Genomic DNA, 24,107 nt, shown 5'->3' with positions numbered 1-24,107 from the left:
CGTTTATGTCACAATATGTACTGCGGCCTTGAGCTTGCCGTTATAGAAGAACAGTAACCAGGCGGCCCTTTCAACCGTCTTGGGATCGTGGGGGCTGTTCTGACCCTTCTCTCGCGTTACCGTTGACCGGATGCGTATGGGTGCTCAGAAGCGCGGGTTCACGCTGATCGAACTGCTGATCGTGGTTGTGATCATCGGCATTCTTGCCGCGATCGCGATCCCGAAATTTCAGAACACCAAGGGCAAAGCCAATGCTGCTGCCCTGAAGTCTGATTTGCGCAATTTATCGGCGGCCGAAGAAGCCTACTTCTACGACAACGACGTCTACACGTCGACCTCGAGCAGTCTGACTTTTCAAACATCTCCGGGCGTCGTGCTCACGATCACCAACGCCACGAGCTCTGGGTGGGCCGCAAAGGCCACGCACCCCGCGTCCTTTCCCTACACCTGTGCGATTTACTTCGGCAACGTGGCTGCACAGGCGCCCGCCACCGTCGAAGGGTTGATCGGCTGCCAGTAAGCCGGCAGCTGCCCGATGCGTCGCCAGCCCCAGAATGGCGTGAGTTCAAGAACCGCCGAGAGGGGATGATACACGCGATGTCGGGCGGTCTTTGGTTGCATCGCCACATCTGGATGGGTCGTCCAATGGCGCACCTCGTGTCATCAGACCACAGCGCGCTCGTCCGCTACGGCATCTCGCGCGGATTGAACCCGGTACGACTGCAGTTCAAACCGCTCCGAGACCCTCGGACCGAAGAGCGCCGCGACGCTTGGCATTGGGATCTTGTTGGTCCCTGGCTCCCACCCGTCACGGACACACGATGAATCGCGCGGTCGTCCTTTTGTTATTTGCTGCTGCCTGTGCGGACAGCAAGAACCCCAGCATCACCCCCCAAACACCAGCGGTGAGTCCGTCTGCGATCACGAGCACGAGTAGTGCCGTGTCGCCGATGGCGACCCGCGTTTGGGATGATGCGCTGGGCGCACTCGTGGCGACTCCTGCCATTGATGGCACGCAAACATTGGCATTCGTTCGCGACACTGCGGCCGGTACAGAAATGGTGGTGGACCTATTCTCTCACGACGAGCGCGCGGCCACCGGGACATTGCGCGTGGGGTCGCCGATTGGCGGCTGCAGCTGGCTTCGGCAAACGCAGTTGATTCACGGGCCGCAAGCCGACTCGCCGACCGTGTGGTCACTCGCGCTCGCTCCGGGAACGGCGACCGCACTTGGCATTACCGCCGTGGGAGATCTCGCGCCCAAAGATTCAAGCGCCTTGATCGTACGCATCAACAAACTGGTGAGTGCTCTGCCCGACGACTCTACCTCGGCGCCCTTTCGTGGACTTCCCGTGACAGTGCGGGATGCGTGGCAAGTGCAGCTCCCGAGCGGTACAACGGTGATTGCGGCGATCGCCACCCGTGCACTGAATGTCGAATCCAATCCACGGGCGGATGTGGTGACGCTGTTGGCAGAATCTGAGGGGACAGCCAAGAGCACCGCGTCATGGCGGACGGTGTTTACCCGTCGAGATGCGGGGCCTGAGGAAACGGTGAGTGGGGCCGATCTTCTCGCGGCGCTCGTGTTAGCCGACGGGCGCCCGACATTTGTCTTTGTGCGAGAAACGGATCGGGGGCCGCACATTGAGTTTGTCGAGCGCCTGTCGCAGGGCGACTGGCGACTGCGCTGGACAACACACTCCCTTCCCTGCGTGCGCTGACATTTAGTCTTCGCGCGCACCCAGCGCCGCTGGAGCCACCGCCCGTCCGCGCGTGACGGCCAACACCACTAACGTAAAGACGTACGGCGTGGCGAGTGACACAGAGTACGGAATAGGCCACGCCATGGCTTGCGCGAGAAACTGGAGCGCTCCGGCGGCACCAAAGAGCAACACAGCGCCAGCGACGCCGAGCGGGGTCCACCGCCCAAGCGCTACGATCGCGATGGCAATGAATCCTCGCCCCGCCGACATGCCCTCAAGAAACGTCCCCGCCTGCGCGAGAACGAGCGTGGCGCCGCTGAGGCCACCCATTGCACCACCAAACAAGAGGGCGAGCCATCGGACACGGGACACCGAAACCCCCGCTGCCGTGGCTGCGAAAGGTTTTTCACCAACCGCGCGGAGAGCAAGGCCAGCGGCGGTTCGATACATCCACCACGCAAGCAACGGAAACAAAAAATACAGCGGGTAAGTCATCACCGGCTGGGCAAACAACGCTCGTCCAACAACAGGTAACGAGGACAACCCGGGAACGGCGAACGGCGCAAAGGTTGGCGTGGTGAGTGCGACACCGACACTGCCGTACATGGTTTGATACAGGGCACCCGTCACTCCGAGCGCCAAAATACTGATGGCCGTGCCAGTAATAATTTGGTCCGCGCGAAACACCAACACAAAGACCGCAAAAAGAACCGCCAACAACACACCAGCCAAGAGCCCGCCCGCCACACCGAACACGGCGCCACCGTGTCCGGCGAAGACGAGTGCCCCATAGGCACCAGCAATGATGGACCCCTCAAGGCCAATGTTGATGATCCCCGAGCGCTCCACAACAAGTTCACCGAGCGCCGCATACGCCAACGGCGTGGCCACACGCACGACGGCTTCGGCGAAAGCGCTGGTTGTGTTCACAGGGTCATACCCCGTCGGCGCGCCTGTAAGCGATCAATCGCCAACACACCGAGAATAACGAGCGCCTCAATAATCGCGGCAAATTGAGAGGGAACACCGGCATCGCGTTGCATGGCCGACGCGCCCGCTTCTAGAGCGCCAAAGAAAATCCCGGCTCCAATCACTGCGGTGGGGTGCAGTCGCGCCAGTAGTGCGACCGCAATCGCGCTGTACCCGTACCCCGGAGAGATTCGCTCGAACAACGTATACGTGACTCCCGTGACTTCCACGGCACCAGCAGCGCCGGCAATGGCACCACTCGCGATAAACGCAAGAAACGATACGCGTGCGGTGTCGACCGCCCCCGCACTGGCCGCTGCCGCCGCCCCCGCTCCTGTAATGCGGATGCGAAACCCTGCCGCCGTGCGCGCGAAGATATACCACAACGCAAGACCAAGCAGTACGGCAAAGATGAACCCGAGATGCAGCCGCTGGCCATCAATCACAAAGGGAAGCCGCACAGCCAGCGGCAGTGTGGCCGACTGCGGATACGCACGCGTTGGCTCCTGCAGCGGTCCGTGCACGAGATAACTCACGCCATACAGGGCCACGAAATTCAACATCAGCGTGCTAATCACCTCGAGCACACCAAACCGTCGCTTGAGCTCAGCAGCGACCGCGGCCCACACGCCGCCGGCGAAAATGCCGGCACACAGGGCCAGTAGGAGGGAGAGGTATCCCGGAAGCACCGGAGCAGTTGCAAGCGCCACCGCGCCACCGGCGCTTGCACCAGCGATAAACTGACCTTCCGCGCCAATATTCAAAACACCGGCACGAAAGGCGAGTGTCACCGACAAGCCGAGCAGGATCAACGGAGTGGCTCGTACGAGCGTCGCCGAGAGCAACGCGTACGGGCTCCCGAGAGAGCCAAACCAGAGGGCGGAAAGCGTTGTGCGCAGATCAGCGCCCGCGCTCGAGAGTACCGCGAGCGCAACCAGCAACAGCGCGCCAGGAATAGCCATCACCGGCAGGACCTCACGCCATGCGCGCGCGCGGCTCACGCGATCCCAACCATCGCACGGCCGATCGCTTCCATATCCGCCGGAACCTCTCGCACATAACCCGCGTGACACACGACCATGCGGTCGACGAGTGTGAGGAGTTCGTCGAGATCGCTTGAGTATACGACCACCGCGCAACCGGAGGCGCGCGCCGACCGAATGCGATCCAGGACGAACTCAGCAGCCCGAATATCCAGACCGCGTGTGGGATTTTCCAACACCAGAAGCTCCGGCGATCCTCGGAGTTCGCGCCCCATCACGAACTTCTGCTGGTTTCCACCAGACAACGCTCCAAGCGTCTCACTGTCGGTCGGCCGCACATCGTACTCAGAAAAAATAGCGGAGGCCTCTGCGGAGAGTTGGCGCCACGGCATATGGCCGTGAAATTGATTGGCGTTGCGCAGCGCCACATTTTCAGCAGGCGACATCGTGGGCACAATGGCGTCACGCAGCCGATCTTCTGGAACAAAACCAATCCGTTTTGGCAATGTGACCGTGCCAGTCGACGGCGCACGACGGCCCGCCAGAAGACGGAGCAATTCAAACTGGCCGGCCCCTTCGATGCCCGCCACGCCGAGCACCTCTCCTGCACTCACCACAACCGTGGCGTCGCGAAGTCGCGACACCCCGTTCGGATCAACCGTACTGACGTCACGCAGCGCGACAACCGGCGCGTCGGTCCGCAGCACCTGCGGAGACTCAAGCACCGACCCGACGCGCGCCCCGCGCGATTCACCGTGTGAGTCCCCGCGCGATTGACCGCGCGATTGACCGCGCGATTGACCGCGCGATTCACCGCGCGATTCACCGCGCGATTCACCGCGCGATTCACCGCGCGATTCACCGCGCGATTCACCGAGGAGGGCCGCCACAACGGACTCTTCGGTGACATCACGAACAACCGACTGCAGCACCGTGCGGCCGTGACGCAACACCGTGACATCATCCGCCAGCGCCAGCGCCTCGCGCAATTTGTGGGTGATCAAAATTCCCGTTCCACCACCGGAGACGAACTGGCGCAACCAGTCGTAGAGCTCCACACTTTCGCGCGGTGAGAGCACCGCCGTTGGTTCATCGAGAATGAGCACGCGCGCATGTCGGGCAAGCGCTTTCACAATCTCCAGGCGTTGTTGTGCACCCACCGGAAGATCGGATACATACGAAGTCGGCTCGAGAACCAAACCCGTTTGTGCGCCGATCTCCCGTACGCGCGCCGCCGCCCGTGCCGGAGTGTAGCCACCCCAAAACCCGCGATCACCGAGCGCAACGTTCTCCGCAACGGTCAGCGCGGGAACAAGGGTGAAATGCTGGTGCACCATCCCAATGCCAGCGGCGATGGCGTCCGCGCTACTGCGCCACACGCGGTTCGTGCCGGAGAGCGCAACCACACCATCATCGGCGCGCAGTTCCCCAAAGGCAATGCGCATGAGCGTGCTCTTTCCAGCGCCGTTTTCACCGAGCAGTGCGTGCATCGTTCCAGCTCGCACTTCCAACGCTGCACCCTCGAGCGCGAGCGTTCGACCGAAGCGCTTTGAAATTCCGCGCAGCGACAGCGCGGCGTCACTCACAGGCCGGTGGGCGCTGGCAGGAAGCTCCACGGAAGGCCGAATTGCGCCGACGCATGCGCGGCGAGCGCCTGCACCCCAAGCGTTTCCGTGGCGTAGTGACCGGCGTAGATAATCGCGAGCCCCCGTTCCTCGGCGTCCACCGCGCTCCAATGCGGACCTTCCCCAGTGATCAACGTGTCGATACCCCGCGCCGCCGCTTCTGCCATCGTGTCGGCATTCGCTCCTGCACCGGAGCAGATCGCCCAGCGGGCAGTTTGGCGGCCAGCTGCAAAGAGGCTTGCAATGGCATCGCCACCGTGCAGCGCGGAGAACTGCCGAACGCGATCAAGCAACGCCGTCGTAGCAAGCGCACAGTCGCCGCTCACACCACAATGAATCGTTTGATAGCGCGCAAACGGCGCGGTCGGCTCAAGGCCAATGGCCTGGGCGAGCAACCGGGAGTTCCCAAACGTTTCGTGCGCGTCGAGCGGTAAGTGCGAGGCGTACAACGCAATATCGTGATCGAAAAGCAGTCGCAGGCGTGTGTGCATCGGCCCGGTGATGGGTCGTAGCCCGCCCCAGAAAAGACCGTGATGCACCAGCAACAAATTCGCGCCCGCCGCAGCGGCCGCGCGAATGGTTCGCTCTGAACAGTCGACGGCGGCTGCAATGCGCGAGACCGGACCACGATGCTCGACCTGTACACCATTCAGCGCCGGCGCATAGTCGGGCGTGTCGTGCGTGCCGAGGAGTGTGTCGAGGTGATCGGTGATGGTGCGCAGGGCGATCGGTGTCATCGGCTCACCGGAAGAGCAAAATGGCCCGCGAGCATAATCGCGCGCACGGAATCAATCATTGAGACGGCCTTGGCCGAAAGCAGCGACGCCGTCGCAGGGTTGGGTACCCAGCGCACCACTTCGCTTCGCGTGTCGAGTTGAATGACCCGCGGCTGGAATGTTTTCGCTTTCACTTCGCGGGCGACCGTGATGAAGGCATGCGGGAGGTCGATGACCACACTGCCGAGTGTCACGCTGGGCGCCACTTCGTTTTGATTGGAGTTAGACCCAACGACATACACGCCCTTGGACTCTCGGGCCGCCTGAAACACACCGAGCCCTGCGGCATCGGCGTTCTGAAAGATGACGTCCACTCCCCTGCCGATCTGTGCGAGCGCCTGTTCCTTGCCGGCTGCGGCGTCATCCCAATTTCCGATAAACGCCGAAATGACTGAGGCGTTTGGCTTCACGGCGTGTACGCCCGCCGTGAACGCAAGAAAACTGGCCTTTACCGGCGGGAGCTCCGTGCCGCCGAGGCACCCAATGATGCCGCTCTTACTGACCGATGCGGCGATCATGCCGGCGAGAAACGATGGCTCGTCAAACGAGAACGACATGGAGGCCAGGTTTTTCCCCGTGATCGTGCCGCCGGTCGTCACGTAAACGGTATTCGGATATTCAGGACTGACGCGTGCCGCGGCTTCTTGAAATTCAAAACCGTGTCCGAATACCAAGGAATAGCCGCCCGCGCCGTACTGCCGGAAATTTTCGTCAAACTCAGCAGGGGTCTTGGTCTGGATATGGCTGACCTGTGCGCCAAGACTGTCCTTGATCCGCATCAGTCCCGCGTACGCCCCACCGTTCCAAGATTGATCGGTAATGGGCCCGGGGGTCAGGAGAGCCACGCGAAAAGCGGCGTTACGCTCCGTTCCGGCACATCCACCAAAAACCAAGAGCGCCAGAACACCTGAAGCAAAACTCCTACATTTCAGCATTGTATCCTTCGTATTGACAAGTCTTTACGCCGGTGACGGAAACAAGTGTTTGAAATACGGTTTTCAGAAGGCTATTTAGGAACGTTTGTGGATATCTGCCACCCGGAGAACGCTCGGCACTACTGGTTTGCTTTCGCGACCTGAGTGCTGATTCGCGCCGCTACACCCGTCATGCGTACGGTTCCGTTGATTCGCGCGCCCTCGAGTACCACGATCGATTTCGTTTCGATGTCGCCGTTCACGACCGCGCTGGCCTGCAGTTCGATTCTCGTGGCTGCCCGTACACCACCATCCACCGTTCCACCAATCACCACCTCTTCTGCCGAGACATCACCCTGGATTGAACCACCTCGGCCCAGCATAAGTTGCCGCGCTCCAGATACAGAGCCTTCAACCCTGCCATCGATCTTCAGCGTTCCGGTTGTCTCAAGGTTGCCGACAATTCGAACGCTGGCTGACAGAATAGAAAGTGTGCCTTCGGTGCCGGCACCACGGGACTCCGGTCGTGCGGCAGCATCTTTTCCGAACATCACGACATCCCCTTTGAAAGCGTAGGCGCTACGGTTTTCTGGCGCTACTATCGGTTTTTGTTTTTCGTTCGGCGGACGCGGAATCGTTCTGTGTTTTTCGGCGAGGAGGCAACTGAGTGTCCGCGGCACTTTTTGTTCGCTTGAGCACCGCGAGCGCGGCCGTGGTGTCAGGCTTGCTCTTGTTTCCGGCAACTCGCTTTGTACTGTCGCGCGTTACCGTTGATAGTGCAGTGGCGGTCGGCGGTGTGGGCGTCGGTGATCCGGCGCCCGCGCCTCGTGCGCCGTTCTGGGCGCTCATCATTTTCTGCACCTGATCGTAGCGCTGCTGTAACTGGGTCAGCGCGCGCTGTAGCGTATCGAGGCGAAGCGCGTCCGCTTCCAGCACCACCAAGCGGCGGGACACGAGCGCCACGCGCGCGGCCTGAACAGCGAAGTACCCCCAACTGCAAACGGCAATGGCAAGGATCGCCACGAACCACCGCGACAGCGCGACCCGGAGCAACTGTACCTGCCAGGGACGCAGCGACATCGTGCGATGGGCAAGTCCGTTTTCCCGCTGCACGTGAATCAACATCGCTCCCGAGTGACGAGAGAAGATGTTCCCGTGGCGGTGTGACGTGGACTCGCTCCCGCGATCACTCACAGGCGTTCTCTCGACGCGCCCAGGAGGATGTCCAGCACACGCTCAAGGTCGTCGGTGGAATAGAACGCAATGCGTACCTCGCCCTTGTCCTGTGCAGACAGGTGAATTTTCACATCCGTCTGGAGGTGGCGCCGAAGTTCATCTTCAATACGGACGACCTCTGCTGGGCGCTTGGTTTCGGGAGTGGCGCTCGGGGCGGCTCCGGCACGAGTGCGCGCCGTACCGGACTCACGAATGCGACGCTCGACATCACGCACACTCAAGCCTTCTGCGATCACGATCTTGGCAAGTTCGAGCATTCGATGATCGTCGCCGAGCGCGAGGAGTGCGCGCGCATGTCCGAGCGTCAACTGTCCTTCGCGGACCATCCGTCGTACTGCCGCCGGTAATGCCAGCAAGCGCAGGACGTTCGCGACCGTTGAGCGATCCTTGCCAACGACCTCTGCCACTTCTTGCTGTGTCAGCGAGAACTGCGCAATGAGCTGCTGATATCCTTCCGCTTCTTCAATTGGATTGAGATCGGCGCGCTGTAGATTTTCGACAAGCGCGAGTGTGAGCGCGGCCTTGTCATCCACATCCGCTTCACCGCGAACAATCGCGGGAATCTCCGTCCATCCGACTCGCTGCACGGCACGGAATCTCCGCTCGCCGGCAATCAACTCGTAGCCATTCGCAGCGGTGCGCACCGTGACCGGTTGCAATAAGCCGTTCGCTCGAATGCTCGCCTCAAGATCCGCGAGCTCGGTGGCATTGAACTCTTTGCGCGGCTGCAACGGATTTGGGCGAATCTGCGAGAGCGGAATCTGGCGTAGCCCGAGCTTAGGCGTCTCTTCACCAGAGGGCCGCGCCGGCTGAACAGGCTCAGCTTGTGGAGGGCGCGGAGAGAGGAGCGCTTCGAGGCCGCGGCCAAGCCGCCGCGTTTTATCAGTTGACATAATATTACCGGCGAAAATTATTGAACGGCTAAAAGAATCAAGATTGAACGACCGACAGGTCCCAGTATTGCACCGTAACTATTTGTGGTTAAAAGAGTTACGGCCTCTTTGATGTCGATCGTTCAATCACCTCATTGGCCACACCCAGGTACGCCTGAGCTCCCACAGACGCGACATCGTAAAGAATGATTGGCTTTCCAAAACTAGGGGCCTCTGCCAATCGGACATTTCTGGGAACCACGCTTCGGAACACCTTTTCGCCGAAGTACTCGCGTGCGTCTGCTGCGACCTGGCGCGAGAGGTTGAGGCGCGCGTCATACATCGTGAGGAGCACACCATCGATTGCCAGCGTTGGGTTCACGCCCTGCTGCACGAGGCGCACGGTGTTGAGCAACTGTGAAAGCCCTTCGAGCGCGTAGTACTCGCACTGCAGGGGAATCAGGAGTGCATCCGCTGCCGCCAGCATATTGACGGTGATCAATCCAAGCGACGGAGGGCAATCGATAAGAATGAAATCGTAGTTCCCTCGGACGATTTCGAGCGCGTGCCGCATCGAAAGTTCACGATCGGTCTTCGAGACGAGTTCGACTTCCGCTCCAGCGAGATCCGGAGTAGCGGGCAACACATCGAGGTGCTTGAACTGCACCTCTCGCTTGATGACCGACTCAATAGTCGTTGGCTCTAGCAACACGTCGTAGACGGTGCCAAGGTAGGAGTCTCTGTCGAGGCCAATGCCGCTCGACGCGTTGCCTTGAGGATCCCCGTCTACAAGGAGCACCCTCTGTTCGGCGGCGGCGAGACTAGCAGCCAGGTTTACTGCGGTGGTTGTCTTACCAACTCCACCCTTTTGATTTGCGATTGCAATGACTCGAGCCACAGCCGGTGCCGTTGTTTTGGGAAACAGAGAGGGGGACCGAAGAAGTTACCGGTCCCCCCAACCCGTGGCAAGCACGGTTGTTCCACGTGGAACAATCCACACCCTACCTGGGGATAAACACCCATTTTCCGCTCACGAATGCGGAAAACTTTAGAAGACCGCGAGAAACCGGCGTTTCGGGAGGCGGGGAAGCGACCATCCTCGCTACACGGTAGTCAGCGGAGGCCTGCTCAAAAGCTTCGGGAGCCGGACTCGCGTTCATTTCGAGGAGTCCCCCGAGAGCTCCCCCTGCAGCTACGGCCATGGTTGCCGCTTCCTCTCGTGCCTTGGCTACAGCGCGCGCGAGTGCTTGAAGCCTTGCTTCGCTCGCCTTTGAGCTGCTAAACAGTAGCCCCCCAAGGCCAGAGGCTTCTTTGGCCAGTGCCGCGTCAATCAGCGCTCCCGTTTGGTCGATAGTGCGGACTTCCACTTGAATCGAGTTCCGCGCCACGTATCCGGTGAGCCGAGGAGGCTTACCCTCCCCCGGGTAGCTGTATTCAGGTGAGATGTCGAGGCGAAGGGTTTTTATAAGCTCACCGGACACCCCAAGGGCCCTTACGGTGTCGATCACAGCGCGTGCCTTTTGCGCAGTCTCTGCACCGGCCTTGGCGGCGGTGCTGCCACGGCCCTCGATGGTGAGGGTCAATGTTGCCTGGTCCGGCTTCACCTCAACCTCAGCGGACGCGGTGACCGACAGCTGTGGAGGTTGAGGCGAAGGACTGCCGCCCTGGGCCCGGCCAATGGAGGGAAGCAGACATGCGCCAGAGGCGAGCAGCGTTGCATGGAATACGCGAAGACGGGTCATGGCCTCTCCTGGGGATTATAAGTAACTATTTGATACTAAATATTGGCGATATATACAATAGTCGTTCGGTCCAGTGTAAAGGCTGGAGATTTTAATAGTATCAATCTGGAACTTAATTGGGCGCGCGGATGCGCGGGCACGGTCGCGGTGCGGGATACGGCGCTGGCGACTCGGCTGGCGATCCGGCTGGCGATCCGGCTGGCGATCCGGCTGGCGACCCGGCGCGCTACGGTGTTGACGACTCCGTGGGCTACGGCTCGCTGCGCCGCCATGCCGCGAACAACGAGTCGCGGCGGAGTGGCGCCCACTGCAGGGGCGCGTCCGCGTTCGTCCCAAGACGACGTAACAAGAACACGGGTCGATCGGGGTGCTCCTGGAGCAACAAAGAATCTCGGCTGTGCAAGTCGCGCGCATAGAGGTTCCGGCTCGTCCGCTCGAGCAGCAAGGGGGCTAAGTGGACATACCCCTCACGGTCCTGGTTGATGCGAGCGACACACACTGCGTCGTAGCGAGCGCCGCGCAAGAATTTTTCCGTGCTGTCCGGACTCCAAGGGCTCGACCGGACACGCGATGAATCCACAAGGAGTGGGGTCAGCGAACGCTCGGCGTCCACGCCCCGGAGTTCCGCCGTCTCTACGCGCTGCAACCCGCGCTCGAGCAGGCAGGCGTCCACCCCGGCGTAGAGTGCCGCGGTGGCGCTTCGTGAAACGCCAACCGCCCACAAACGCGCAATCAACTGCGCCCCCCAACTTTCCCGCACAAAAACAAGAGCGCCGCCAGCGCCCGCCGCCGCCGCCGACCGCGCGTAGTCTGTGCGCATCGACGTTAGCCCGCTTCGGTATTGCGTGATCCGCACGGGCAGTGAAAACCCGACAGTCATCACAATCCCCGCCGCAAAGAATGCGGTGAGTGCAGCCCGAGCCTCGATGCTCCGCGTGACCGGCCAGCGCGCGCGAATGACACCGGGAAGCCGCACCGTCCAAAGCACCAGCACCGGCAGCCACGCAAACACAAAACGGGGGCCGAGAAAGAATCCGTCATGCCAATACGCAAAGTAGAGCGCGCCGAGCAGGGCAGACGAGATGAGCAGAAAACGGTCGAGGGCGCCCAGTGGCGCGGCCAAGGCCAACGCGATGATGGCCGGTGCTACTGCGGGAAACGGTGTTTCGAACAGATACGTCTGGAGGCGCGTGACGTAGAGCGACAACAACTCCAACCCTCTCGCCGGCGTGTGCAACGCGCCCCATGGAGCGGCGTGAAAGCCAAGACCGTGTGCTTTTCCCCAGAGCACCTCATATCCAAACACAAGTGGCGATCCGGTGGTTTGTATGTTGACATAAAACATCGCGAGCATGGGGATGCTCACACCGACTCCGGAAAGCCAGAAGGCGCGGCGCGCGCGCGCGACACTCGCTGTATCTACATGCGACCGTACATAGAGCGCACGCCAGAGCAGCCAGCCGCCAATCGGTAACGCAAAAGCAAAGGCATCCAGCGGTCGTATCGTGGCAGCCGCTCCCAAGGCCAAACCAATCACGAGCCCCCACACGGGGCCGCGCGCGCGCAGCAACTCGCCTACCGCGACGAGCGCAACCAGGAGCCACATCAGGGCCGGCCCGTGATTCATGTGCGAGGAAAATTGAAAAACGCCGAACGGTGCGGCGGCAAAAAGTGCGCTCGCACCAAGGACGAAGGCGCGCGACGAATACGGCTGAATGAGGCGCACCAGGCGCGCAAAGAGCGCCACGGAGAGCGCGCCACACAGAGGCCCGGCCATCCACGACACGCCTGCGCCATCGGCGAGAGCGAGCATGGATGGCCACCCAGGGGGAAACTGCGAATACACGCGATCGCCCATGTCCACCACATGCAGCACCGAGAAGAACTCACGGTGCGCGGCGACGGGGAGTGCGAGCTGTCCAGACTCAAAAATGCGCGCCTGAAACAACTGCACGAGTTCGTCAATCAAGAGAGGCGCGGCGGAAAAGACCCAGTGGGCCACTCCCGCATAGAGTGCGAACGCCATCAGCGAAGCGGTGGCGAGCGTGAACACCGATTCGTCTGGGTGCGCAGCGATCGCTGATGGTGCGCCCGCGGCATCGTCTGCGCGACGCGAGAACCAGCGGCGTACGGGGTCACGCCGTGCCAGGATCGCCGCAATAATGGCAACGCCAACACAAATGCCGGTGCCATATCCCCACTCTGACCATCGTCGCGCATACGCAGGATCCACAGCGCCGCCGCCGATCCAGTTGGCGATCGGCAGCACGCCCAGGAGCGCGAGGACAACGGCGATTAGCCGCGCGATCGTTCAATCTCCATGATGAGGTTCTGGAGATCGCTCGGACTGACGCCCGGTATGTTAGCCGCCTGCGCCAGAGTAGTTGGGCGCCGAACGGCGAGTTTCTGTCGCGACTCCATCGATAGGGATCGCATGGATTCGTACACGGCATCCGGCGGAAGCGGAAACTGCGCCATGCGACGCAGTCGATCGGCGGCCACACGCTCACGCGCAAAATAGCCGTCGTATTTAAGTTCAAGCTCGACCGTGTCGAGCACCTCGCGTGGGAGCGAGGCTCCCACCTCGACCGCCGCGAACAGTGCGGCAAGGCTCACGCCGTTGCGTTTTGCAATTTCAGAAACGCGCATGGCGTGTGGGAGCGCCGTCGAGCCACCGGCTTCCAGTAACGCGGACACCTGCTCCGGCCGTACACTCGTTTCGCGCGACAAGACAAGTGCGCGGTCTTCCGCGTCCAGTCGATCGGTAATGGTCTGCCGTTCGATGTCGGTGAACATTCCGCGCGCCACTCCCACAGAGGCGAGCCGTCGCACCGCGTTGTCCTGTCGCACCGTGAGACGGAATTCCGAGCGAGAGGTGAACAACCGGTATGGTTCATCAACCCCTCGGGTCACGAGGTCGTCGATTAACACACCGATGTAAGACGTTTCGCGGCCAAGGATCAACGGTTCACGGCCAAGCGCTCGAGCGGCGGCATTGATGCCGGCCATCACTCCCTGCCCCGCAGCCTCTTCGTATCCGGTCGTTCCGTTGATCTGTCCGGCAAAGAACAATCCGGCAATGGCGCGCACTTCGAGGCTCGCACGCAACTGCGTTGGCGGATAATAGTCGTACTCAATCGCGTATCCGGCGCGCGTCATCTCGACGCGCTCGAGGCCGGTGACCGAGCGCAACATTTCAATCTGGACGGCAGCCGGGAGCGACGTCGATAGCCCGTTGACGTACAGTTCGTGCGTGTCGAGCCCTTCGGGTTCTAGGAACAACTGGTGTCGTTCAGCGTCCGGAAAGCGCACAATTTTGTCTTCGATGGACGGGCAATACCGCGGGCCACGGGCGCCGATGGCGCCACCGTACATCGCGGACTCATTAATGTGCGCGGCGACAATCGCCTTGGTTGGAGCTTCGGCAAAGGCGATCCAACAGGGCAGTTGCGGCAACGGCGGATCGTTATGCTGGCCGACGCGATCCCCCGAGAACAACGACCAGTGGTATCGGAAGTCGGCGAGCTCGCTGTCCTGTTGCTGGAGCACGGAATAATTCACCGACCGCCCATCGATTCTGGGCGGCGTACCGGTTTTGAATCGTTCGACCGTAAGACCAATCTCGGCGAGCTGTTCCGCGAGGTGCGTGGTTGCCGCTTCCCCAGCACGTCCACCAGCGACACGAGTCTCCGTGCCAATGTGGATACGACCGCGAAGAAAGGTGCCGGTGGTAATAACGACGGCGCGCGCTCCGAAACAACGCCCCTCGAGAGTCTCGACGCCGCAGACCGTCGAACCGCCGGCCTCGAAGAGCAAGCGCTGCACGGTGCCCTGCACCACGGAGACGCCTGGCTGAGCTTCGACAAGTCCACGCACGGCGCGCCGATACAGACCACGGTCGCACTGCGCACGCGGGGCCCAGACCGCCGGACCCTTGCCGCGGTTGAGCATGCGGAACTGAATAGTGGCGAGGTCGGTTGCGCGGGCCATCACGCCGCCAAAGGCGTCCACTTCGCGCACCACCGTCCCTTTGGCAACGCCGCCGATGGCCGGGTTACACGACAGCTGGCCAATCGTTTCGACGGTGCTGGTAATGAGTGCGACCGCCGCTCCCGACCGCGCCGCCGCGACGGCGGCCTCGGTTCCCGCGTGGCCGCCGCCGATCACAACAACGTCAAATTGTGCTTCGTACCTTGTGGCGTTCATTACCGGAAAGCTATCGTGCGCGCATGCCACTTTCACTTACCAACAGCGCCCCAACCCTGCTTGTCCGCAAAGAAGCGTTCGAGCGCACCGGGTTTACCCGCGCCGACGTTGATCGCGCGCTCACCCTCACCGACGAGGAGTTTCGCGTCGAAGGACCGCTGATTGCTATCGGTCCGGTGTTTGACGATGCGGGGTTCGATGCACTCCTTGCCGCCTTCGAGACGGCAGGGTTAGTGCACTTTGAGGATTTTTTTGACTTAAGCGGCAATTGGCCTGAGTGGATCGAAGTCTTCGTGCGCGGCGCGCGCGGCGCCGGCGAGACTACTTCGAACTGAGGTGCTTCTTAAAGAATGAGACGGTGAGCGGCCACGCGTCCTTGGTGGCCGCGAGGTTCGCTGCCTGTGCGGCCTGCGTAGCTGCACTTGCCTGCTGTCCCGGAGCAGGCCCATCGTCCTGAGCGCGAAGGAAACCGTGCACGGCGCCTTCGTAGTTCTTGCCGAGGTAGTCCTTTTTGAGCGCCTTCATCTTGGCCTCTAACTCCGGCATCGCCGCCGCGATCCGCTGATCGGCGGAGCCGTTCAGCAACATCATGGGAACGGTAATCTTCGCGAGTGAATCGGCGATCACTTCGACGCCCACGGCCTTCCCTGTCGAGTCGGTGAGGGGGCGCGTAAACGGCAGTCCATAGAAGGCGACCGCAGCGCGTAGCCCCTTGCCGTTATAGACCGCGTGGCCGAATGCGGTTGAACCGCCCCAGCAATAGCCGACCACGCCATAGCGCGCTTCTGCACTTGGTTGGCTCATGGCGTACGCGGCCACGGCGGAAATGCCCTTGTTGCGATCGGTGAAGTTGACGCCCGCGATCAACTTGCGCGCCGAATCCGAAGACAGTTCGGTGGTGCTCGGTCCGCCACGCACCCGTGAGTTCAGGTCGGGGGCGATGGCAATGAACCCCTCGGCGGCAAACTGGTCGGCCACAGACCGAACCCAAGTGGAAAGGCCAAAAATTTCGTGCACGACGACGACGACCGGCGCCTTGGTCTTCGTCATCGGGTACACAATCCACGCCATCAGGGAGTCGCTGGATCCCGGCTCCCACGCGATTTTCACCCATTCGGCGTGGCGCGGGGAACCCGATACGCGTGCGGCGGCCGTCGCGGCGCTTGCTGGCAACCCTGGGGTTCCCTGAGGCGCCGCTGTGTTTGCGCGAGCTGCGCCCGAGCCTGCGGCCATGTCCACCGCGGTCATATGGGACATGTGCTCATCCATTGCCGAGGACTTCGATGGTTGCCAGCGCTGAACGGAGCAAGCGGAGGCAAACGCGACGGCAATAAACAGAGCGACAGAGCGAAGGGACATCAGAAACTCCTCGGTTGGGGGAAACCGGATGATAGGGTACTCACGATGATGCACGAACTCGCACCCAGCGTCAACGGAACGCTTGTGGGCGGGAGCCAGTTCGCGGCAAAACCGAAGGCCGCCGAACCCTCGGTGGCCGAAACACAGTCGTGACCTTAGGGCTCGTGCAGAACTCAGCTGTCGCTGTATCGTTGGGGCATGATTTCTCTTGCACTTATGCTTTTTCAGGCCGCTGCCGCGACCCCCGTGCCTCCGCAGCCTCGGCGCTCCGTTCCCGATTCTGGCGTCATTGCCACTGCTCAGCGCGTCACGCCGGCTGGCGTGCAAAGCGTGTTCGAAGACCGTGTCTATGGTGTACGATTTGGCGACACACCGTCGGAGGTGTGGATCGCGAGCCAAGGTGGCGCGTATCTAATGAGTTGGCGAGACAATAAACTCGTCGCGCGCGGAGATTTTGATGGTCGCCCTGGCGTACAGGGGGTCGCCTATGACCCATCGACGCGCCGTGCATACGTCTCGTCCGTTGGGAAGCTGCCAGGAACACTGGCCACATCGCGGCTTCCAGGAACCGCAGTTCCAGCGAGCGCGAAGGTTATCGCGCAACTCGCAGGGTTCACGCGCCCTGGCGTGACAACCGGCAACGCTACGCCAAAGCCAGAAACACAACTCCCTGCCCCCCGTGTATTCAGTTCTGGATCAGTGGGCGACTATATGGCTGGCGCGCCAGCGGTTGCACGCACCAAAAATGCGACGGGCCACCGGCCAGTGGTCGTGCCATTGCCGGCAAATGACCGGCTGGCGATTGTCGACGCGGATGATGGCGCGTTGCTCGGCGCCGTATCACTCGGAGTGCTGCCGATTGCCGCCGTGATCAGTGATGACGGCTCGACGGCTTGGGTGACGGTGTTCGGCGGCGACAAACCAACGTCGCGTGACAGAGCCGCCACGCAGTGTTGCGATCCACGCATCGAGCGTGTGCGAGTGGATGCGCGCGGAATTGCGGTTCGTGGATCGGCGGTGCGGGTTGACCTCAACCGAATGCAAACCACCCACACACTGATGGCGGGTCTTCATCCAACCGGCATCGCCTGGGACAAGGCGCGCAATCTCCTCTACATCGCGAACGGCAACTCGGATGACATCACCGTTGTGGATACGCGCACCAACGCGGTGCGCGGAACGATTCGCGTGTCACCGTTTCATGAACGCAAAATCGGCCTCGCCCCTACGGCCGTCGCCCTCGCACCGAATGGCGCCTCGCTCTACGTGGCGCTCGGTGGCATTAATGCTGTGGCTGTTTTTGATGTGTCGGCAGGAACCACAGACCGTGCCGTCCTCCGCGGCTTGATCCCAACCGGTTGGTATCCCAACGCCGTTGACGTGAGTGCGGACGGCACGACGCTCGCCGTCGGCACACTGCTCGGTGTTGGATCCGGCCTCGGCGAAACCTCAGGTCATCCCGGAAAACGCGGCGGATTTGTTCACGCGAATCGTGGATCTGTGAATGTGATTTCCGTGCCGGCCGCAGCGGAACTTGCCGCGTACACCACCTCGGTGGCACAGAACAATCGGCTGTCACTCGCCCGCGATGCGGCGGTCGACGTGACGCCACGTCGCGGTCTTGCGGCGCAACCCGTGCCAGAACGTCCCGACGAAGCAAGCCGCGTCTCGCATGTCGTGTACGTGATTCGCGAGAACCGGACGTACGATCAGGTGCTCGGTGATATGGGCAAGGGCGCAAGCGACGCCAATCTCACAATGTATGGGCGCGATGTTACCCCGAATGCGCACGCGCTCTCAGAGCAATTCGTGCTCTTGGATCATTTCTTTGCGACAGGCGGCAATAGCGCTGACGGACACCAGTGGCTGACGCAGGCGAACGAAACGGAGTATCCCTACTGGCCGCTGTATTTTGGACGCAGCTATCCAAGTGAAGGGAACGATCCCCTCGCGTACAGTTCGGGTGGATTTTTGTGGGAGGCAGCGCAGGCGAAGGGCAAGACGGTTTCTGTTTTTGGCGAGTACGCTCCCTCGCCGCGCGATTCCGTCAGCAGCGTTCGCACTCGCTTACTGGAACAGTACCGAGACTCGCAGCCCCATCGCCCTGCGTTCTTTCGAGATGCGCTGCGAGGGATGTATCGAACGACGAGCGAGATCCCATCACTGGACCGCGCGTTGGTGCGCGAATACCCAGGGTGGACGCTTGAAGTGCCTGATGTGGTGAAGGCCGACGTGGTGCTTGAGCACCTCAAGGAATGGGAAACGGCAAAACAGATGCCGAATCTCGTGATGATGGTGTTGCCGAGTGATCACACGGTGGGGACGCGCGCCGGATGGTGTACGCCGAAAGCGTGTGTGGCCGACAACGATCTGGCGCTCGGGAAGATTGTCGAGGCGTTGAGCCACTCGAGCTTCTGGCCCTCCATGGCGATTCTCGTGGTCGAGGATGATGCCCAGAATGGCGTTGATCATATAGATGGCCACCGCACAGTGGCCTTGGTGGCGAGTCCGTGGGCTAGGCGTGGCGTGATTGACAGCACGTTCTACGGCCAGCCGTCGATGGTAAAAACCATTGAGTTGATGCTCGGATTACCGGCGCTTTCAATGTTTGATCTCGTGGCGAACCCGATGCGGGCCAGTTTTTTGGCACCGGCAGAAAAGCCAGACTTCACGCCGTATTCGGCATTGATGCCCACGCAGAGTCTCCACGAAACAAACGTGAAGGTTGGGGCCATCAAGGGTCCGAACGCCGCGGAGCAACGAAAGGCCGCGCTGGCGAGTGGAAAGATGAATTTTCGTGAGCCAGATGCCGCGCCATCGGACCGGCTGAATGAAATTCTTTGGCACGACGCGCGGGGCTGGGGGACACCGTTCCCTGGCGTTCGTCGGTCGGTCTTCTTTCCGTTGAGCTCCGATCTAGACGATGAGCAGCGGGAAGACGTGGAGCGCCGCCGCGAGGTAGCGCCAGCCGCGCCGCGCGCTCCGCGCGCACCAACGAAGCGCCGCTAAAGAGGTTGTGGTACGGGGTCTCCGAGCGGCGAAGGCCCCGTCACCAGCACGTCGATTGGCCCTTTCTCGGTTGTTGAGAGTGCGAGCCTTGGCACGGCCTTGAGGGTGGCCGCGTCCATGATGAATGGGAGCCCACCTTCAATGCCGCGAGGGTAGGCTCCCCACTCCTTTAGGTGATGGGAGAGCCGCTCTAGTGCCGCCGGCGAATCCTCAACGCGGATCACCCATACATCTGAGATTGGGGCCATTCGCGGACGTGCGCGCTCGGCGCTCGCCCGCTTGGGGCGCCCTCGCGACTTCGGCTGCGAGAAGGCAAGGGCTGCGGCGAGGGCCGCATTAGCCGTGGAGTGGAACCGCTCAAGGTCGAAATGAAGCGCAACGGAGTGGTCTGTACTGGCGGCAATGCGTACCCGGTGCGTGGTGTGGGGTGCGCCAAGGATGGTGTCAGCCAGTATCACAGAAGAACCGAGCGAAATTCCGAGCTCGCTATTGAGTATCCGGATCATTCCCCACCACCGAGCCCCGTTAGGCGTGCGGTGGATTCGGCGACCGGTGAGTCGCCTCGCGTTGTTGAGCCAAGCAACGGAAGATCGCGAGGCGATCGCGAGTTGAGCGAGAGTCATAAATAGATATACTAAGTATATTTATTTATTTCAGTACCCCTCATGCACCCCTGCAACAGTCACTGTCGAGATTGATACTCATTCTCATCGCCACTGTTTCATCAAGTCGATGGCCATGGAGTATCGCCTTAATATCATGCAACAATCACAGGTATCTTCTTTATTGGTATGCTGTTAGCACAACTATGAGGCGCACGGTGCTTGCAATGAAAGCCAAAGACTTACTTCACCCCAGAGAGCCACTCGATCACTCTTTCTTCCATGTAATAGCGCTGGTTCCATGGTTGTCCTTCCACCCAGCCCACATGCCCACCTCGTTGCGAAAACTCAATATGAAGGCGCGTGTTTGAGGCACCGATTTTCCGTACCTTTTCCAAGACTGAAATAGGAAGGAATGGGTCATCTTTGGAGTTGAGCAGGAGGGTGTCTACCGCCACCCCGTCAAGAAACCCGATCGAACTCGATTTTGTGTAGTAATCGTGCGCATCGATAAATCCGTGCAAGGGACCGGTGATAAGGTCGTCAAAGTCACGAAATGTGCGTGCAGCTAACAGTCGTTCTTTGTCAAAGAGCCCAGGGTGAAGCGCGAGCTTCTTGAGCGCCTTTTCCGTGAGCGTGTCGAGGAAGTGTTGGACATATCGGCGGGCAAACCCCTTCTCCATAAAGACGGCGCCGGCCTCTAGGTCGTACGGCACACTCACGGCAGCGGCCCGCTTCACCTGCTGCGGCAGTGACGAGCCCTGCTCGCCAAGCCACTTGAGCGTGACATTGCCGCCAAGTGAAACACCGCAGAGCACGAGATGTAGCGCTGGCTCTTGGGCGATCAGTGCGCGAATCACGAAATCGATGTCGGTCGTCTCGCCGGAGTGGTAAAACCGCCGCGCCGCGTTGATCTCGCCGTCACACGACCGGAACATCATGAGATCACCACTCCATCCCCTCGCTCGCGCTTCGTCGAGCAGGCCGTGTGCGTACTTCGCATTGACCTTGCCCTCCAGTCCGTGAAGCACGAGGAGGTGGGGAACACCGGGGCGTGCCTGCCCCATTCGCACCAGGGTGATGTGATCGCCATCGGGGGTGGTCAGGCGCTCAAGCCGGTCGTGCACCGTAGGACGCCGTCGGCCGAGTTTCCCCCAAATTGTTGGGAGATGGGGACCTGGGAGCCACCACGCAGGGCGAAATCCGGATTCCAGTTCAGGCATCGGCTACCGCACGAGAATAAGACGGGGAGAGAAGAGGAGGACGACCGTTAGCATTCCGCAGGCATCAGCGGAGCTGTCGCCGCGATATAATAGTAGCGGAGTTGCTGCAGGGCTTCATCGCATAGTCTCCGGGATGCCACTCTCGATGGAAGTTCAGATTTTTGGCACGAACAAAAGCCAGGATACCAAAAAGGCGCAGCGATTTTTCGCCGAGCGCCGCGTGAAAGTGCATTTTGTGGACCTCAAGGAGCGCGCGGCGAGCAAAGGGGAGTTACAGCGATTCGCGCAGCGGTTTGGGCTGACGGCGCTCATCGACAAACAGTCGCGTCGGTATCAAGATCTCGGACTTGGCGTGGTCCGCTACGGCGACGAGCGGTGGATGGAAACCCTTGTTGCCGAACCGCTCGTGCTGGTGCAGCCGCTGGTGCGATGGCAGCAGAAGGTGACCATTGGGCATGCGGCGGCAGAGTGGGAACAGTGGATTGAGGCGGCCAAGCGTGGCTAGTCGTCCTAGTGGTCGCGACCTCGAGCACGGAACGGTTTCGTGATTCTCATGTGGATTGGATTCCTCGCGTTTGTGGCAATGCTGTTGGCACTCGACCTCGGGGTGTTCAACAAGAACGCGCACGCGCCGACCATTCGCGAAGCCCTTGCGTTTACCGCCATGACGGTAGCGCTGGCCATTGGATTTGCGGGCTTCATCTACGAAGCCTACGAGAATCACTGGAACGGCCTTGGCCTCATTCGCGATGCCGTTGACGGTCAGATGAACGATGGCCGCTTAGCGGCGGTGAAGTTTGTGACTGGCTACATCGTTGAGATGAGCCTGAGTATGGACAACGTCTTTGTGATTGCGTTGCTGTTCGAGCATCTCAAAGTTCCCAAGACGCTGCAGCATCGCGTGCTCTTCTGGGGAATTCTGGGCGCGCTGGCAATGCGTGGCGCCATGATTGGTGGTGGAACCGCGTTGGTGGCGCGCTACCACGGCATCTTGTACTTCTTCGGCGCCTTCCTGGTGTTTACGGCCATCAAGATGCTTGTGGCAAAAGAGAAGGAAGAAGAGCCCGAAGAAGCGTGGGTGGTTCGCTGGCTCACGCGGCACTTCCCAGTGACGCGTGGATTTCACGGATCACGCTTCGCGCTTGTGGTGGATGGCAAGTGGAGCCTGACGCCACTTGCTGTGGCGCTGGTGTTGGTGGAAACGACGGACCTTGTGTTTGCCGTGGATTCTATTCCAGCCATCTTCGCCATCACGACCGATGCGTTTCTCGTCTTCACCTCGAACGTCTTTGCGATTCTGTGTCTGCGGTCGCTCTACTTTGGCCTCGCTGGGCTCATTGAGAAATTCCGTTATCTGAAGATCTCACTCGCCGTGATTCTCGGCATCGTCGGCGTGAAGATGCTGGCCGCCAAGTGGATTGCGGAGCGGTTTGGTGAAGCGCAGAATTTTGGAATGCTTGCAATCGTCGCCGGCATTCTGCTTGCCGGATCGTTGGCGAGTGTTGTTGCGGACCGGCGACAAAAGCGCCATTCGTAACTAGAACGTCGTGGTGTCGGCGGTGAGGATCGTCGCCAGCAAAACATCGGCGCCACGCGCAATCGCGTCCGGCGCCGAAAACTCCGCTGGCGCGTGACTAATGCCCGCGACGCTCGGAACAAAGATCATCCCCATCGGCCCGATGCGTGCGAGGTTTTGCGCATCGTGGCCAGCGCCGCTCGGCAAACTCATGGTCGAAAATCCAAGCCGGCGCGCGGCGTCGCCGATGATCGTGCGCAGACGCGGATCCGATAGCGCACTCTCGTGCGTGACGAATTCACGGAACGCAAAGGTCGTCCCGTTTTTCACGCCAATCGCCTGCGCTTCTCGCTGCACCGACCGGAAGAGCCGTTCAATTTTCGGATCATCGAGATCACGAAGTTCCAACGTGCAGACGACCTTTCCTGGGATGACATTGGGTGCACCCGGAAATGCCTGAATGCGGCCGACGGTTCCCACTTGTCGCCCGGCTTCACTGGTGACCACACGGTTGACCATTTCCGTGAAACGGGCGGCGGCGAGCATCGCGTCGTGTCGCTCAGGCATGGGGGTCGTGCCAGCGTGGTTAGCCACGCCCTGAATTGTCACTTCCCATTGCCGCAGTCCGACAATGCCTTCGACGACACCAATCTGAATGCCGGCCTTGTCTAGCAAACCGCCCTGTTCGATATGCAACTCGAAATAGGCATGAATGCTGCCGCTCCGGAGTCGCGCGGCGCTCAGCTGTTCGACGTTGCCTCCGAGGAGGGCAAGGCCTTCGCGGATCGTCTTGCCGCTGGTGGCGACGGTGGCAAGTTCACGGTCGGTGGTGTCACTCGTGACGAGGTGACTGCCCCATGTGCCCCCTTCTTCGTTTTGCCAAATGACCACATCGAGCGGATGTCGCGTGACCACGCCAGCGTCCTGCAGGGCGTGCGCCACTTCGATAGCGCCCATCGACCCGACCTGCCCGTCGTAGTTACCGCCGTCCGGCACAGAATCCACGTGCGACCCGAACAGAATGGGGGTGGCCCGACTGTCGCTGCCCGCGCGCCGACCGAAAATATTGCCCGCGGCGTCCGTTCGGACGGTCAGCCCCGCTTCGCGCATCAGCTGCCTCGCGTAGTCGCGCGCGCCGAGATCGGCTGCAGAGTAGGCGATGCGAGATATCCCCCCCGCCTCGTTCTTCCCGAACTGGCGCAAGGTCAGCAAATGGGCGTTCAGGCGAGCCGCGTTGACCGACGGGGTGGCGCGGAGGTGCGCGAGGTCGCGCCACGACTTCGGGATGCCGGCGGAGGACGCGGCGAGGGCTGCCAGGCGAACAAAGTGTCGACGTTGCATCGGGCAAACATAGGGGTGCTGGGTAGCGGTC

Annotated in this window: 20 protein-coding genes and 1 pseudogene; 6 read left to right on the top strand and 15 right to left on the bottom strand. The window is 61.1% G+C overall.

The window, feature by feature from the left end:
- Nucleotides 1-136 precede the first annotated feature (136 nt).
- A pseudogene (locus tag NTZ43_13550) lies at nucleotides 137-235 on the top strand (prepilin-type N-terminal cleavage/methylation domain-containing protein).
- A gap of 586 nt (nucleotides 236-821) precedes the next feature.
- Nucleotides 822-1,721, top strand: coding sequence for a hypothetical protein (locus tag NTZ43_13545; GenBank protein ID MCX5768239.1), 900 nt, complete (start codon nucleotides 822-824; stop codon nucleotides 1,719-1,721).
- 3 nt (nucleotides 1,722-1,724) lie between these two features.
- Here NTZ43_13545 and NTZ43_13540 read toward each other — a convergent pair whose 3' ends face one another.
- From NTZ43_13540 to mnmG, 12 genes are all read right to left on the bottom strand, one after another.
- Nucleotides 1,725-2,633 carry an ABC transporter permease gene (locus NTZ43_13540; protein ID MCX5768238.1) on the bottom strand — a complete coding sequence of 303 codons (909 nt, stop codon included), beginning with the start codon at nucleotides 2,631-2,633 and terminating at the stop codon, nucleotides 1,725-1,727.
- Nucleotides 2,630-3,673: an ABC transporter permease gene (locus tag NTZ43_13535; GenBank protein ID MCX5768237.1), complete on the bottom strand. Its 1,044-nt coding sequence runs from the start codon at nucleotides 3,671-3,673 to the stop codon at nucleotides 2,630-2,632. Before NTZ43_13535 ends, NTZ43_13540 begins: the two co-directional genes overlap by 4 nt.
- A complete protein-coding gene (locus NTZ43_13530; GenBank protein ID MCX5768236.1) occupies nucleotides 3,670-5,241 on the bottom strand; it encodes an ATP-binding cassette domain-containing protein in 1,572 nt (523 codons plus the stop codon). The genes NTZ43_13535 and NTZ43_13530 overlap by 4 nt, the downstream gene beginning before the upstream one ends.
- Nucleotides 5,238-6,017, bottom strand: coding sequence for a Nif3-like dinuclear metal center hexameric protein (locus NTZ43_13525; protein MCX5768235.1), 780 nt, complete (start codon nucleotides 6,015-6,017; stop codon nucleotides 5,238-5,240). Before NTZ43_13525 ends, NTZ43_13530 begins: the two co-directional genes overlap by 4 nt.
- Complete coding sequence (locus NTZ43_13520; GenBank protein MCX5768234.1) at nucleotides 6,014-6,901, bottom strand: BMP family protein; 888 nt, start codon at nucleotides 6,899-6,901, stop codon at nucleotides 6,014-6,016. The genes NTZ43_13525 and NTZ43_13520 overlap by 4 nt, the downstream gene beginning before the upstream one ends.
- 209 nt (nucleotides 6,902-7,110) lie before the next feature.
- Nucleotides 7,111-7,521, bottom strand: a complete 411-nt coding sequence (locus NTZ43_13515; protein MCX5768233.1) for a polymer-forming cytoskeletal protein — start codon at nucleotides 7,519-7,521, stop codon at nucleotides 7,111-7,113.
- A 28-nt stretch (nucleotides 7,522-7,549) separates the two neighbouring features.
- Nucleotides 7,550-8,050: a hypothetical protein gene (locus tag NTZ43_13510; GenBank protein MCX5768232.1), complete on the bottom strand. Its 501-nt coding sequence runs from the start codon at nucleotides 8,048-8,050 to the stop codon at nucleotides 7,550-7,552.
- Between the two features lie 110 nt (nucleotides 8,051-8,160).
- Nucleotides 8,161-9,099: a ParB/RepB/Spo0J family partition protein gene (locus tag NTZ43_13505; protein ID MCX5768231.1), complete on the bottom strand. Its 939-nt coding sequence runs from the start codon at nucleotides 9,097-9,099 to the stop codon at nucleotides 8,161-8,163.
- Between the two features lie 97 nt (nucleotides 9,100-9,196).
- The gene (locus NTZ43_13500; protein ID MCX5768230.1) at nucleotides 9,197-9,976 is read right to left on the bottom strand and encodes an AAA family ATPase; all 780 of its coding nucleotides are present in this window, start codon (nucleotides 9,974-9,976) and stop codon (nucleotides 9,197-9,199) included.
- A gap of 103 nt (nucleotides 9,977-10,079) precedes the next feature.
- Nucleotides 10,080-10,820: an SIMPL domain-containing protein gene (locus NTZ43_13495; protein ID MCX5768229.1), complete on the bottom strand. Its 741-nt coding sequence runs from the start codon at nucleotides 10,818-10,820 to the stop codon at nucleotides 10,080-10,082.
- Between the two features lie 250 nt (nucleotides 10,821-11,070).
- Complete coding sequence (locus NTZ43_13490) at nucleotides 11,071-13,089, bottom strand: hypothetical protein (GenBank protein MCX5768228.1); 2,019 nt, start codon at nucleotides 13,087-13,089, stop codon at nucleotides 11,071-11,073.
- Between the two features lie 26 nt (nucleotides 13,090-13,115).
- Nucleotides 13,116-15,026, bottom strand: coding sequence for a tRNA uridine-5-carboxymethylaminomethyl(34) synthesis enzyme MnmG (gene mnmG / locus NTZ43_13485; protein MCX5768227.1), 1,911 nt, complete (start codon nucleotides 15,024-15,026; stop codon nucleotides 13,116-13,118).
- A gap of 23 nt (nucleotides 15,027-15,049) precedes the next feature.
- Between mnmG and NTZ43_13480 the strand changes: the two genes are divergently transcribed.
- Entirely contained in the window at nucleotides 15,050-15,361 is a 312-nt protein-coding gene (locus NTZ43_13480) for a hypothetical protein (protein ID MCX5768226.1), read from the top strand.
- Here NTZ43_13480 and NTZ43_13475 read toward each other — a convergent pair.
- A complete protein-coding gene (locus NTZ43_13475) occupies nucleotides 15,348-16,385 on the bottom strand; it encodes a dienelactone hydrolase family protein (protein ID MCX5768225.1) in 1,038 nt (345 codons plus the stop codon). The genes NTZ43_13480 and NTZ43_13475 overlap by 14 nt on opposite strands.
- A gap of 771 nt (nucleotides 16,386-17,156) precedes the next feature.
- On the opposite strand from NTZ43_13475, the gene NTZ43_13470 reads away from it, so the two are divergent.
- Nucleotides 17,157-19,394: a bifunctional YncE family protein/alkaline phosphatase family protein gene (locus NTZ43_13470; GenBank protein MCX5768224.1), complete on the top strand. Its 2,238-nt coding sequence runs from the start codon at nucleotides 17,157-17,159 to the stop codon at nucleotides 19,392-19,394.
- A gap of 844 nt (nucleotides 19,395-20,238) precedes the next feature.
- Here NTZ43_13470 and NTZ43_13465 read toward each other — a convergent pair.
- Entirely contained in the window at nucleotides 20,239-21,123 is an 885-nt protein-coding gene (locus NTZ43_13465; GenBank protein MCX5768223.1) for an alpha/beta fold hydrolase, read from the bottom strand.
- Nucleotides 21,124-21,352: 229 nt separating this feature from the next.
- Here NTZ43_13465 and NTZ43_13460 point away from each other — a divergent pair, with 229 nt between their 5' ends.
- Complete coding sequence (locus NTZ43_13460; protein MCX5768222.1) at nucleotides 21,353-21,724, top strand: arsenate reductase; 372 nt, start codon at nucleotides 21,353-21,355, stop codon at nucleotides 21,722-21,724.
- Between the two features lie 48 nt (nucleotides 21,725-21,772).
- Nucleotides 21,773-22,756: a TerC/Alx family metal homeostasis membrane protein gene (locus NTZ43_13455; protein ID MCX5768221.1), complete on the top strand. Its 984-nt coding sequence runs from the start codon at nucleotides 21,773-21,775 to the stop codon at nucleotides 22,754-22,756.
- Here NTZ43_13455 and NTZ43_13450 read toward each other — a convergent pair whose 3' ends face one another.
- Nucleotides 22,757-24,076 carry a M20 family metallo-hydrolase gene (locus NTZ43_13450; GenBank protein MCX5768220.1) on the bottom strand — a complete coding sequence of 440 codons (1,320 nt, stop codon included), beginning with the start codon at nucleotides 24,074-24,076 and terminating at the stop codon, nucleotides 22,757-22,759.
- Nucleotides 24,077-24,107: the final 31 nt, after the last annotated feature.

It is taken from the genome of Gemmatimonadota bacterium, assembly GCA_026387915.1.
Lineage (GTDB): Bacteria > Gemmatimonadota > Gemmatimonadetes > Gemmatimonadales > Gemmatimonadaceae > Fen-1231.
This window is presented reverse-complemented; position numbering and strand designations above follow the sequence as displayed.